This is a genomic window from Microvirga sp. Mcv34 (assembly GCF_024519725.1).
In the GTDB taxonomy this organism is placed as follows: Bacteria; Pseudomonadota; Alphaproteobacteria; order Rhizobiales; family Beijerinckiaceae; genus Microvirga.
Map to the genome: position 1 here is coordinate 84475 of NZ_JALJRK010000007.1, position 13043 is coordinate 97517.

Consider the following 13043-nt stretch of genomic DNA (forward strand, 5'->3'; position numbering starts at 1 on the left):
TTTTAGCGAGCCAAGCGCTATGCGCGTCTCGAGCCCATCCGGCTAGTCGGACGGCTTGTCGCGCTCGTTCGTAACGCTCAAGCTCCCGGTTTCGGTTCCGGGCGCCTTCGCGGCCTGCCGTCCCCGAGCTTGAGCCTTGCGACGCTTAAGATTCTCTTTCAAGGCTGCCTTGAGCCGGTCAGCTTTCTCTTGCGATTTCACGTCAGTCATGGTTCACGCGACCCATCGTCGCCTTTATCAAATAGAGGCTTCGCAAGCGGCTCTCAACCGCAATATCACGGTTCAGGACTTTGACCCGGATCAATGCGATCTGGCATAATAAGTCCAGGATCCCCGGGCATTGCATTGCCCACCCGGTGAGATGATGGATTATCAGAACTTCTTCACGTCAGCCCTCGATCGCCTCCAGGCCGAGCGGCGCTATCGCGTTTTTGCCGATATCGAGCGGCTGGCCGGCCGTTATCCCCAGGCGATCTGGCACTCACCGGAGGGCCCGCGCCCCATCACCGTCTGGTGCTCCAACGACTATCTCGGCATGGGCCAGAACCGAGACGTGACCCGCGCCATGGTGGAGGCCGCCTGGCGGCTCGGAACCGGCGCCGGCGGCACCCGCAACATCTCCGGCAACAGCAATCCCATCGTGGCGCTCGAAGCCGAACTCGCCGACCTGCACGGCAAGGAGGCGGCCCTCGTCTTCACCTCGGGCTATGTTTCGAACCAGACCGGGATCTCGACGCTGGCCAAGCTGATTCCGAACTGCCTGATCCTCTCGGATGCGCTCAACCACAACTCGATGATCGAGGGCGTGCGCCAGTCCGGCTGCGACAAGGCGATCTTCCGCCACAACGACCTCGATCACCTGGAAGAGCTGCTCCGGGCGGCGGGCGACCGGCCGAAGCTGATCGTGTTCGAGAGCGTCTATTCCATGGACGGCGACATCTCGCCCATCCATGCCATCTGCGACCTCGCCGAGCGCTATGGCGCCATGACCTATATCGACGAGGTCCATGCGGTCGGCATGTACGGCCCTCGCGGTGCCGGCATCGCCGAGCGCGAGGGCGCCATGCACCGGATCGACGTGATCGAGGGTACGCTGGGCAAGGCCTTCGGCGTCATGGGCGGATATCTGACCGGCACCAAGGCCGTGATGGATGCGATCCGCAGCTTCGCGCCGGGCTTCATCTTCACCACCGCCCTGCCCCCGGCAGTTGCTGCGGCGGCGACGGCCTCGATCCGGCATCTCAAGGCATCGTCCGCCGAGCGCCAGCAGCAGCAGCGCCAGGTGGCCCGCACAAAGGCGGTCCTGTCCGGCGTCGGCCTGCCCGTCCTCGACACCGCCACGCATATCGTGCCGGTGATGGTGGGCGACGCGGAGGCCTGCAAGGCGGCGTCCGACCGGCTTCTGGACAAGCACGGCATCTATATCCAGCCGATCAACTATCCCACCGTGCCCCGCGGCACCGAGCGCCTGCGCATCACGCCGGGGCCGTTCCACTCGAACGCCCATATCGACGCCCTGGCGGCCGCCCTCGTGGAAGTCTGGACGGCGCTCCGGCTTCCGCTGGAGCCAAAAATCCAGGCTGCCGAATAAAGATCATTTTCAAGCTTGCATGGAGGGCTGCCCTGTGGCAGTAAGCGGCCCTCCCCGTTGGCGCGCTGCCGTAGCTCAGTGGTAGAGCACTCCCTTGGTAAGGGAGAGGTCGAGAGTTCGATCCTCTCTGGCAGCACCAGCCAAACGCCTGACACGGTGGTTCGAACCCCGCTCCAGGCCAAGCGCCCCGACGATGCGCGGGCACGACCTTCTTTGCATCAAAAACCTGTCCGAAAGTGCAGTTCCCTTCAGGCTGCAGCTTTGCAATACTTGAGCCCATGGAACATCTGCCCCTCAGGGCAGGCATTCCGGCCAAAATGACCGGGGGAAAACCTCCGGCATATGGGGGAACTCATGAAGAACGTGGCCAGCGCGCCCGAGATCGCGGATCCGTATGCGGCGCTCGAAAAAATCTTGAAAGTGATCGGCAGAACGTGGCTGAGCGAGGAATGGCGCCTCGAGGATATTCGCCTTCTGGCTCAGGAAGCCGTCGCATCCCGCGGAACGATTGCATCACGCGGGAAAAGGGTGAACGGGAAACGGCCCGCAGGTACAACCCCGTCTCTCAAGCCGCAGGTTCATTTCAAGCCGGACCTCCCGCTCACGCCCTCGAAGCGGGGCGAGCGCCACCCGTCCTAAGCACCAAACATGAAATCCGAGACTGATCGAGCGTTCGATTCTGGGGCGCGAAGCTCCAGGGCTCACGCGCAGGGCCACGGTACGCCACCATGCGGCATGTTGTCGATTGGGTCCGATTCCCGGCAGATGCCCTTTTAGTCCTATCGCAAATCGCTTAAAGGCTCTGGCGCGAGAACGCGCGAGTTCACTGTAAGTAAAAGCGGCCGACGGATCCTGCATTCGTCAATGTTTATTGTTTCAATGTAACAACAAGTTCGCGAACGCGATAAACTCTTACGTTTAAGCTTTTCGAAAGCAGCGGATTTTACTCTCAGCTCGCACGGCTGCCTGGTGTTTGCAGGCGACAGCTCGCACGAACCTTCGCCTTATCACCATCTCTATTCGATTGAAGAACCATGCCTGCTGTCGAGACATACTCTTCCACGGGAAATGCCTACATCGATGCCGTTCTCGGCTCCACCAAATGGGTGCCGAGCAACCTGACCTACAGCTTTCCCACCACGGCCGCTTCCTACGGCTCATCCTATGGCGACGGCGAGGCCGCGAAGGGGTTTGGTGCGTTCAACGGGACGCAGCAGGCCATCGCGCGCACGGCCTTGAATCTCTATTCCGCTGTCAGCAACCTGACATTCATGGAATTGAGCGGAGCAAGCGGCCCATCCGCCGATCTCCGCTTTGCGCAATCGGACCTGCCAAATACGGCCTGGGCCTACTTCCCGAGCACGAATGCGACCGGCGGAGATGTCTGGGTCAACAATTCCAGCCTCAGCTACGCGAGCCCGATGAAGGGCAACTACGCATATCTCACCATCGTGCATGAGATCGGCCATGCCCTCGGGCTCGAGCACTCCCATGAGAACGGCATGCCGCTCGATCGGGACAGCATGGAATATACCGTGATGAGCTACCGCTCCTATGTGGGCGCCTCGACCGACACGGGCTACACCAACGAGACCTGGGGCTATGCCCAGTCGCTCATGATGTACGACATCGCTGCCATCCAGCACATCTACGGCGCGAACTATACGACCAACAGCAGCGACACGACGTATAGCTGGAGCCCGACGACGGGTGAGATGTTCATCAACGGCGTCGGCCAGGGCGCTTCCGGTGGCAATCAGATCCTGCTGACGGTCTGGGACGGCGGCGGCGTCGATACCTACAGCTTCACCAACTACACCACTCCCCTCACGATCAATCTGCAACCGGGGGCCTGGACGATCACGTCTCAGGAGCAGCGCGCCAAATTGGAGTGGGACGGCTCCAAGCTGGCCGCCGGGAATATTGCCAATGCCCTTCTCTATCAAGGCAACACACGCTCTCTCATCGAGAACGCATCCGGCGGCTCCGCAGCCGATGTGATGAAAGGCAACGCGGCTGGCAATGCGCTTCGTGGGAATGGCGGCAATGACAAGCTTTACGGCCTGGGCGGCAGCGACGCCCTGTTCGGCGGACGCGGCAACGACAGGCTTGAGGGTGGCGCGGGCAACGACAAGCTTCACGGTCAGGGCGGCAAGGACGTGCTCATCGGCGGAAGCGGAGCGGATACGTTCGTCTTTCAGGCCCTGAGCGATTCCCACGGCTCGTCGTTCGATACGATTCAGGATTTCCGTCGCGGATCGGATCGCATCGATCTGCGCAGCATCGATGCCAATACGAAGGTCGCGGGCAATCAGGCCTTCAACTTCATCGGAAAATCCGCATTCCACGGCAAGGCCGCAGAACTGCGCTTTTCCGACGGCATGCTGTCGGCCGACGTGAATGGCGACGCGGTTGCAGATTTCAAAGTCAAGATCGCCAGCCTCTCATCGTTGTCGAAGGGCGACTTCTATCTGTAATCAGGTTTTTGTGACCCGCCTCTTCATGGAGCCGGGTTGCTTTCCAGTCGTTAATGATGCGAGGAGAGACCACATCGTCCGCTGAACAGATTCGATCTTGGGAGCCGTGAGTGAAAACATCCGTCGCCGCCTGCCTCGCCCTGTTTGTCGGATCGTTCGTTCCGGCTGCCGTCCTCGCGGCCGACAACGCGAATGCGCTGCCCGAGACGGATCTCGCCGCCCCGTTTCACACGAATGAGCGCACCTATTTCCGTGAGCATCGGTTGCGCGCCTACGAGCGCACCCGAGCAGGAACCAGCCAGGGAGCGACCTGCGTGACGCCCAAGGGCGTATGCTGGATCGCGGAGCCTCTTTCCAGCGGCAACGACTGCTCCTGTGAGAGCCAGCGTCTTGGTAAGATCCACGGCCTGATCGGCGGCTGACCGAAAATTATGTGTTAACCATCTGGACAGGACGCGAGCTTAGGCATTATCCAAATCGCAAGACCTTCCGACTGAAAGGAAGCGCGATGGAAGAAACGGGAAAACGCCACCCGGCGAATGATGCCTTGGCCTATCTCCTGAACGTGGTAGCCCTCGCGTTCAGCGTCAGCTGTCTCTGGATCGTCGCATCCGCCGCGAAGATGTGACTTTGTATCCATTGCCGGATCTTACCGCGCGCGAAATTCCTTGACCGCATCGGCGACCTGATAGCTCCAATAGGTGAGCTGAACCGCAGCGCGACCGAAGATGCCGCCATTCCATGCCAAGTCGAATGGCGCGAAGAGGCGATAGCGGTCGCTCTCTCCCGCAATGGCCTCCGCAATGACAGTCCCGCCAATAGCGGTGGTGTTCATGCCATGGCCTCCGAAGGCTGTGCAGTACCAGACACCTGGCCTCCATCGGCCGATCTGCGGCATTAGGTGCCTGGCATAGGACATGAGGCCCGACCAGGCGATCTCCACCTGCAAGCCCGACAGCTGCGGATAGGTGGTCACCATCTCGCGCCTGAGAAGGGCTGCGATGTCCCGGGGGTCGGTCGTGCGCGTCGTGATGCGCCCACCCCATAGGATACGGCTTCCGCCATCGACGAGCCGGTAATAATCCCCTGCCCGGCGGTCATCGAGAATGGCCGCCTGAGTCCGGATAGCGCCTCGCACCAGTTCCGGCGCCTGTTCGGTCAGCAGAACGTAAGTGGCAATCGGCAGGAAGGCGCGCTTTATCGCGGGCAGCACACCGCCGGTATAGCCGCCTGTCGCGAACAGCACATGCTCTGCCGCGACCTCGGCACCTTTCGTGCGGAGGATCTTGCGGGCGCCGTCGAGATCCGCGGCCACCACGGGCGAGTGCTCATGGATCGCCACGCCCAGCCGCGACGCCTCGCGGGCCAGGCCATGCGCGTAGTTCAGCGGGTGGAAATGGAACGCGCCCTCGTCGAGGACCGCCTCGTGATATTTGGGAGAGACGAAAAGCTCCCTCACCTCGTCGTGCGGCAGATAGCGCAGCTGCAGCCCGAACTCCTGCTGCTGGCGCTCGCTCGCAAGTTTGAGGGCTCCGCGCGAGTTATGGCGCAGCGCCTTCGCAATCCCCGGGATTGGGTGAGCCTCGCGAATCCCGAGTTCATCGATCGTGCTGCGGACGATCTCCACGCCCTCCATCGACAGGCGGAACAGTTCTCGCGCCTGATCGGGTCCGACACGGCGTTCGATGGCGCCAAGGCCCGTGGCATAGCCGGCGGAGACGAAGCCGCCGTTGCGGCCGGAGGCGCCCCAGGCCACGCGCTGGGCCTCGAGCAGAACGATCTTGCGTCCGCTACGCGCCAGCTTCAATGCGGCTGTCAGGCCGGCCAGCCCGCCGCCGACGACACAGACATCCGCCTCGATGCGCCCTGCCGCCGACGGATAGTGTTCAGTCCTGGCTGTGGTGCGGCTGTAATAGGTGTCGATATAGGCGGACGGCATGGGGCCCCGTTAAAGCGACAGCGCGGAAGCCGCGAGGTAGATCCGCACGAGCGTCTCGCAGCCTTCGCGGTCCTCCTCGTCGAACCGGTTCGGGGTGGGGCTGTCGAGATCGAGCACACCCAGGACACGGCCGTCCTTGACGAGAGGCACGACGAGCTCGGCCCGGGAGGCGCTGTCGCAGGCGATATGGCCGGGAAACGCATGGACGTCCGGCACCACAATGGATTCCCCGCGCTCCACGGCCGTGCCGCAGACGCCGCGTCCGACCGCGATGCGCACGCAGGCCGTCTTGCCCTGGAAGGGGCCGAGAACGAGTTCCGGTCCGCGCATGAAGTAAAACCCCGCCCAGTTCAGATCCGGCAGGAACTGATAGATCAGGGCCGACATGTTGGCCGCATTCGCGATCGCATCCGGCTCGCCCTCCAGGAGTCCGGTGAGCTGCTGGGCGAGCGAGGCATAGAAGTCCCGCTTGTTGTCGGAGAGGGGGATGTCTTTGACTTCGAACATGGGATTTTCCTTAAGATTCCAAAAGGATCTTGTCCAGCTGTCCTATTCGGCGGCCATGTCGGACCGGGGGGCCTTGGCGAGATCAAGCCCCTGATGGTCGCAGAGGCGGCGATAAAGGCCGCCCTTGCGATAGAGCGTGAGGTGATCCCCCTCCTCCACCATCCGGCCCTTGTCGAAGACGAGGATGCGGTCGAGGGCGCGTACCGTCGACAGGCGATGCGCGATCACGATGGAGGTGCGCCCCACCATAAGCCGCTCCATGGCCTGCTGGATCAGAACCTCCGATTCTGAATCCAGCGCCGAGGTCGCCTCGTCGAGGATCAGGATCGGAGCATCGGCCAGGAAGGCGCGCGCGATGGCGACCCGCTGGCGCTCGCCGCCCGAGAGCTTCACGCCGCGCTCACCCACGAGGGTCGAATAGCCTTTGGGCAGGTCCACGATGAAGTCATGGGCATTGGCGAGCCGCGCCGCGCGCTCGATCTCCGCCATGGAGGCACCAGGCCGTCCATAGGCGATGTTCTCGGCCAGCGTGCGGTGAAACAGGATCGGCTCCTGCTGCACGATGGCGATCTGCGCGCGCAGGGACGCCTGCTCGGCTTGAGCGATGTTCTGACCGTCGATCAGGATCCTCCCGCCCGTCACGTCGTAGAGACGTTGGATGAGCTTGACGAGGGTCGTCTTGCCCGAACCCGACGGACCGACGAGGCCGACGCGCTCGCCCGCTCGGATCGTCAGCGACAGGTTCCGATAGAGCGGAGTCTCGTGTCCGGCATAATGGAACGTGACATGGTCGAACGCGACCTCGCCGCGCGAGATGCGGATCGGCATCGCATCCGGGCGGTCCGGCACGCCGATGCGTTCGCGATGAATTTCGACGAGCTCCTCCATGTCGTTGACGGAACGGCGCAGGTTGTTGATGTGCATGCCCACATCGCGCAGGTAGCCGTGGATCACGAAATAGGTCGTGAGCACATAGGCGAGATCGCCCGGCGTTGCGCGATCCTTCCACCACAGCCAGATGGCCGTGCCGATGATGGCTGCGCGAATACCGAGCAACGCGATGAACTGCACCGTGCCGCTGTTGGTGCCGCGCTGCCACAGACGGCTTGTGCGGCTCTGCCACTTGCGCAAAACCCAGGTGAGGCGCTGGTCCTCGCGGGTCTCGGCCCCGAACGCCTTCACGACGGGATTGCAGCTCAAAGCATCGGCCAGGGTGCCGCCGACGCGCGTATCCCAGGCATTCGCCAGCCGCGCCGCGGGCGCGACATAGCGCGTCGCCAGGAATGCCGTCATGACGATGTAGGCGAGCGCGCTCATTCCGACGACGGCGCCCATCACCGGCCAGCGCAGACCCAGGACGATCATCGAGCCGGCGAGCACCGTCAGCGAGGGCAACAGCGCCAGGAGGAGCGTATCGTGCATCAGATCGAGCGCCCACATGCCGCGCGTGATCTTGCGAACAGTGGAGCCGGCGAAGGAATTGGCGTGCCAGTCGGTCGAGAAGCGCTGGACCCGCGCGAACGCATCCTGCGCCACGCGTCCCATGACCCGCAGGGTCAGCTCCACGATTCCGTAGAATGCCAGATGCCGCATGACGATCATGAGCAGGCCAAGGCCGGTCATAAAGGCAAACGCGACGAGCGCCGCATGAAGGGCGGCCTCGCGGTCGTTGCCTCCCATGGAGATAGCGTCGACAAGCCGTCCCGCGAAGACGGGCATGAACACGTCGGCCAGGGTCGAGACCATCATGGTCGCGACGATCAGCACCACGTAACGCGGCTCTTCGCGCCAGTGCCGGAACGTGAATCTCAGGACATCGCGGGTGGCGTCCCCGCTCTTCTTCGGTTGGTTCATGGAAGCGAACAGGCGGCGCTCGGAGCGCGCACCTCTCCTCGGAGTTTCAAGGAGCGACAGAAGGAACGCCCGCTTACGGCGTCCGAGATCGCTCGAAGATCATAAATTGTGAAGACTTGATAAGGTTTGGCGGGCCTTGGAGCCCCGCACGGTCGGAACTAAAGTTTCGACCCGGGAGGAACGTTCAGCAAGCGGATAGAAGCCATGCAGTCCTCCCTCTCTAGAAATTAAACCTATGCACAAACGTAGTGCAGTTCGTTCAACTTGGCAACCGCGGTTTTGTTTCAGCCCGATCCCGCTTTCAGACGACCTCGAGCGGCCGGTGCGGTGCGGGCGGCATTTCGACATGAATGGCATCGCCCGGCCTCACCTCCCCGCCCTCCAGGACGATCGCCATGATGCCGGACTTGCGGATGAGATGCCCGTGCTCGTCCTTGCCGAGCACAGCCTTCATGAGGCCCTTCCGGAAGCGGTCGATCTGGACGCAAGGGTTGCGCAGCCCCGTCACCTCGAGCACGGCGCTCGGGCCGAGGCGAAGACGCGTACCCGTCGGCAGGCCGAGCAGGTCTATGCCGCCTGTGGTGACGTTCTCGCCCATGTCGCCGGCGAAAATGTCGAAACCCGCCTCGCGCAGCTCGTCATGGAGTTCGGCATGGATCAGATGAACCTGCCGCAAGTTAGGCTGGGTCGGATCCTTGGCCACCCGGGAGCGATGCTTCACGGTCGCGCCAAGATGCGCGTCGCCCTCGACGCCGAGACCGGCGATAAGCCGGATGAGGTCCCGGTTGGGTTTGCTGAAGCTGTGGCTCGCGCTGCTGCTCACGGCCGTGACGATTGCCTGCATGACTGACTGCCCCCCACCCTGTCTTGTGTAGCCTCAGAGAACAGCCAGATCCACCGTCTCGAAGCCTCTTTCGGCAAGACGCTGCGCCAGAACCCGGCGATGGCAATTGGCAGGATCACGCTCGAAGCAGAGAAGGCAGATCGGCTGAGCCTGGGCCAGCGCCTCCAGTTCCCGAAAAGCCTCCTGGGCCGGTTCGGTCGCCAAGACCTCGTTGCAGTAGATCCGGCGCATCAGGTCGCCGTCCCCGGCGCGCGCCGCCTGGCGCCCCTCTTTCGGCGTCCCGAGCCTGATGAAATGCTGATAGCCGATGCCCTGGTTCGCCAGGGCATCGCGCAAGGCGGACTTGGAGAAACCCCGCTTGCGTGAGAGCGCAACGGCCCGCACATCCGCGAGGGTGCCTATTCCCGCATCCTTCAAGGTGGTGAGGAAGCGGTCCACGTCCGCTCCCTCGTATCCGATGGTAAAAACTTGCGGCTTCGCCATGCCGCGAAGTTACATGGACGGCTGCGGATGTCGAGATGCTTCCGGCTGGGTATAGGGCCGCAGCGCCTCAGGCGTACGGAAGTCCCGCGGCACCTCGAAATCGCTGGCGGCGCCGTGGCTCTGTTCGATCCCGCGCGGATAGCCGGTGCGGTTCGAGTAATCCTGCAGCGGCGGCAGCGGATGGGGGCTTTCCCGGCTCAGGGTCTGGGCGCAATAGACATCGAGCGCCGTCACGCCGGCCACGGCCGCCATGGCGATGCCGACATTGCCCTTCTTCGGGTTGTTGCCTTCGAGGGCTGTCGCCAGCGTCGCAAGGTCGAGCCCGTCGCCGGCGACGCGCCCCCAGATCCAGGGCGTCGGATCCTTCGAGGCGAGGATGCCGATGCCGGTGGCGATCTCGCGAACCCCGTAGCCGGCAATCAGCCCCTCCTGGCCTTTCATGCCGAGCGCGCGCGCCAAGGCACGAGGCGCGGCGATCTCGGCGATGCCGAGCGCGATGGAGAAGAGGCCGAGCCCGCGAGCCAGGGTATCGGTTGCCGTGTCGGCGTGACCACGGCGGCGCGTTCTTTCGGTTTCGTAGCGCATGATCTCACCTGTCAGGGTTTGATGACGACCTTGATGCAGCCGTCCTGCTTGTCGCGGAAGATCTTGTACATGTCGGGCCCCTCATCGAGGGACACGGTATGCGTGATGACGAAGGACGGATCGATCTGGCCTTCCTCGATGCGGCGCAGGAGATCGTCGGTCCAGCGGTTCACATGGGTCTGACCGGTGCGGATGGTCAGGCCCTTGTTCATGATCGCCCCGAAGGGGATCTTGTCGAGCAGGCCGCCATAGACACCCGGAACCGACAGCGTGCCCGCGGGGCGGCAGACATAAGCCATCTCGCGCAGCACATGCGGACGATCCGTCTCCATCATGGTCGCCTGCTTCACGCGGTCATACATGGCATCGACAGTGCCGGCGGCGTGCGCCTCCATGCCGACCGCATCGATGCATTTCTCGGGTCCCTTGCCATTGGTGAGCTCGTTGAGGCGCTCGATCACGCTCTCCTCGTCGAAGTTGATCGTGATGGCGCCGCCCGCCTCCGCCATGGCGAGACGCTCGGGAACCCGGTCGATCACGATCACCTGCTTGGCGCCGAGGAGAATGGCGCTGCGGATCGCCATCTGCCCGACTGGTCCCGCGCCCCAGATGGCGACCGTGTCGGTCGGCTGGATGTCGCACTGGACGGCCGCCTGCCAGCCCGTCGGGAAGATGTCGCTGAGGAAGAGGAGCTTCTCGTCCGGAATGCCGTCCGGCACCTTGATGTGGGTGGTATCGGCGAACGGCACCCGCAGGTACTCGGCCTGCCCGCCGGGATAGCCGCCGGTCAGATGCGTGTAGCCGAAGAGGCCCGCCGTCGTGTGGCCGAAAGCCTTGGCGGCGATGTGACCGTTGCGGTTCGTCCGCTCGCACACCGAGAAGTTGCCGCGCTTGCACTGGTCGCACTCGCCGCAGATGATCGTGAAGGGGATCACCACCCGATCGCCGACCTTAAGCTTGCCTTTGGTTTCGGAGCCGACCTCGACGACTTCGCCCATGGTCTCATGGCCCATGATGTCACCGGACTTCATCCCCGGCATGAAATGGTCATAGAGATGGAGATCCGAGCCGCAGATGGCGCAGCTCGTCACCTTGATGATCGCGTCGCGGGGATGCTCGATCTGCGGATCGGGAACCGAATCGCAACGGATGTCGGTGGTGCCGTGCCAAACAAGCGCCTTCATGGAAATCTCCTCACATGCCTGAAGATGGCCAAGCTCCGCCGCTTGGCCGCATTCGTCAGTGGAAAGACTTCTTGAGGGGCTTTGCGTTCCCTTTCGGTCGGCAGAATCTGCCGGCTATTCCGCCGCCGCGAGGGGTTGCACATGCTCCGGCAGGCTCCGGATGAGGTCGGCCAGGGCGGGCTCCAGGACCTGATGGGCGGCCTCCTCGACAGCGAACCATCGGGACTGGCGCTGTCCCTTCTCGCGCCACGACTTGAGCTGCTTCGAGACCTCGAGCGGGTAGACGTTGACGCGGCACAGATCGAAATGGGCGGCGCGGCGCTTCCAGTAATCGTAGGAGCCGAGAGGCTTGTTCCGGATCTCGCCCTTGACGCCGGCCTCCTCCTGGGCCTCCTGCGCGGCCGCCTTGTGGGGCTTCTTTCCCTTCATCGGCCACCCCTTGGGAATGAGCCAGCGCTTGGTCTCGCGCGACGTGACGAGAAGCACCTCGACCTTGCCGTCCTTGATCCGGAAAGGGAGTGCCGCAACCTGGCTGAGTTCTGCTTTCGGTGTCTGGGGCATTCGACGAGAGTAGAATTCCTAAGGAGATAGTTTGTAACGTAGATGATTTGAGCCGGCTAAGAAAGGATCATTTTGAAAGAATTGGGACCGTTGTCGGCCTTTGGCCGCGGACGATTCTCCACCCTCTCAAGGATCCATGACCGCTTCATAACAACGGACAGCCTGAATTTGATCCGGAAGGACGCCCCGCGATGACGACAGACAGCCTGGACATGAGGTTTGCCGCAGCCTGCGCCATTGCCCGCGAGGCGGGCGTTCTGGCGCGCAAGCGCTTTCTGGAACGGCCGCGCTCGCAGCGGCCCGATTTCAAGGGCCCGCAGGATTTCCTGACGGCGACCGACGCGGAGGTCGAGGAGCTGATCCGCAACCGCCTGAGCGAGCTGTTCCCAGGCGATTCGTTCTTCGGCGAGGAAGGCGGCGGCTCCTTCGAACGCGACGTCTGGGTGGTGGATCCTATCGATGGCACGGCGAACTTCGCCCGCGGGATCCCGCATTTCGCCATCTCCATCGCCTTCGCGCGCGAGGGCCGGGTCGAGATCGGCGTGATCTACGATGTGATGCATGCCGAGCTCTACACGGCTCAACGGGGACGAGGCGCCATCCTCAACGGGGAGCCGATCCGGGTGAGTGGGCTGGCCCAGATGAATCAGGCGACCGTCGAGGCAGGCTGGTCGTCGCGCCTGCCGCCGGAGCCTTACGTGGCGGTCGTCGACAATCTGAAGAAGGCCGGCGCCAATGTTCGCCGGGCCGGATCGGGCACGCTGGGCCTGGCTTATGTCGCGGACGGACGCATCGACGCCTATTGCGAACTCCACATCAATTCCTGGGATGCCCTGGCCGGCCTCCTGATCATCGAGGAAGCGGGCGGTTGGACCAACAACTTCCTGGCCAAGGACGGCCTCAGGAAAGGCAACCCCGTTCTGGCCTGCACGCCGGAACTGGCGGATTCGCTCACGCAGGCAACGGGAATCCGCAAGGAGCCGTGAGAGGCATCTTATTCTAAAGATTCACATTTGAT

At 63.1% G+C, this 13043-nt stretch carries 13 protein-coding genes and 1 tRNA gene; 6 read left to right on the forward strand and 8 right to left on the reverse strand.

The features are described 5' to 3' along the window. Positions 1 to 364 precede the first annotated feature (364 nt). From hemA to OC446_RS06535, 5 genes are all read left to right on the forward strand, one after another. Positions 365 to 1591, forward strand: coding sequence for a 5-aminolevulinate synthase (gene hemA, locus OC446_RS06515; protein ID WP_262028291.1), 1227 nt, complete (start codon positions 365 to 367; stop codon positions 1589 to 1591). Between the two features lie 64 nt (positions 1592 to 1655). Further along, positions 1656 to 1730, forward strand: a tRNA-Thr gene (locus OC446_RS06520). Positions 1731 to 1945: 215 nt separating this feature from the next. Beyond that, a complete protein-coding gene (locus OC446_RS06525; RefSeq protein ID WP_262028237.1) occupies positions 1946 to 2230 on the forward strand; it encodes a hypothetical protein in 285 nt (94 codons plus the stop codon). 395 nt (positions 2231 to 2625) lie between these two features. Then, entirely contained in the window at positions 2626 to 4068 is a 1443-nt protein-coding gene (locus OC446_RS06530; RefSeq protein WP_262028238.1) for a M10 family metallopeptidase, read from the forward strand. Positions 4069 to 4178: 110 nt separating this feature from the next. Further along, complete coding sequence (locus tag OC446_RS06535) at positions 4179 to 4490, forward strand: hypothetical protein (protein ID WP_262028239.1); 312 nt, start codon at positions 4179 to 4181, stop codon at positions 4488 to 4490. 227 nt (positions 4491 to 4717) lie between these two features. On the opposite strand, the gene OC446_RS06540 is transcribed toward OC446_RS06535, so the two are convergent. From OC446_RS06540 to OC446_RS06575, 8 genes are all read right to left on the reverse strand, one after another. Next, entirely contained in the window at positions 4718 to 6007 is a 1290-nt protein-coding gene (locus tag OC446_RS06540; protein ID WP_262028240.1) for an NAD(P)/FAD-dependent oxidoreductase, read from the reverse strand. A 9-nt stretch (positions 6008 to 6016) separates the two neighbouring features. After that, complete coding sequence (locus OC446_RS06545) at positions 6017 to 6514, reverse strand: GAF domain-containing protein (RefSeq protein WP_262028241.1); 498 nt, start codon at positions 6512 to 6514, stop codon at positions 6017 to 6019. Between the two features lie 42 nt (positions 6515 to 6556). Further along, positions 6557 to 8368 (reverse strand): ABC transporter ATP-binding protein, encoded by a 1812-nt coding sequence (locus OC446_RS06550; RefSeq protein ID WP_262028242.1) that lies wholly within the window; start codon positions 8366 to 8368, stop codon positions 6557 to 6559. Positions 8369 to 8669: 301 nt separating this feature from the next. Further along, a complete protein-coding gene (locus OC446_RS06555; RefSeq protein WP_262028243.1) occupies positions 8670 to 9212 on the reverse strand; it encodes an MOSC domain-containing protein in 543 nt (180 codons plus the stop codon). Positions 9213 to 9245: 33 nt separating this feature from the next. After that, positions 9246 to 9695, reverse strand: coding sequence for a DUF488 family protein (locus tag OC446_RS06560; RefSeq protein ID WP_262028244.1), 450 nt, complete (start codon positions 9693 to 9695; stop codon positions 9246 to 9248). A gap of 9 nt (positions 9696 to 9704) precedes the next feature. Further along, positions 9705 to 10280 carry a cyclase dehydrase gene (locus tag OC446_RS06565; protein WP_262028245.1) on the reverse strand — a complete coding sequence of 192 codons (576 nt, stop codon included), beginning with the start codon at positions 10278 to 10280 and terminating at the stop codon, positions 9705 to 9707. 11 nt (positions 10281 to 10291) lie between these two features. Then, positions 10292 to 11464 carry a zinc-dependent alcohol dehydrogenase gene (locus tag OC446_RS06570; RefSeq protein ID WP_262028246.1) on the reverse strand — a complete coding sequence of 391 codons (1173 nt, stop codon included), beginning with the start codon at positions 11462 to 11464 and terminating at the stop codon, positions 10292 to 10294. Between the two features lie 114 nt (positions 11465 to 11578). Next, complete coding sequence (locus tag OC446_RS06575; RefSeq protein ID WP_262028247.1) at positions 11579 to 12025, reverse strand: NUDIX hydrolase; 447 nt, start codon at positions 12023 to 12025, stop codon at positions 11579 to 11581. 191 nt (positions 12026 to 12216) lie between these two features. Between OC446_RS06575 and OC446_RS06580 the strand changes: the two genes are divergently transcribed. Beyond that, positions 12217 to 13011 carry an inositol monophosphatase family protein gene (locus tag OC446_RS06580; protein ID WP_262028248.1) on the forward strand — a complete coding sequence of 265 codons (795 nt, stop codon included), beginning with the start codon at positions 12217 to 12219 and terminating at the stop codon, positions 13009 to 13011. The last annotated feature ends 32 nt before the right edge of the window (positions 13012 to 13043 follow it).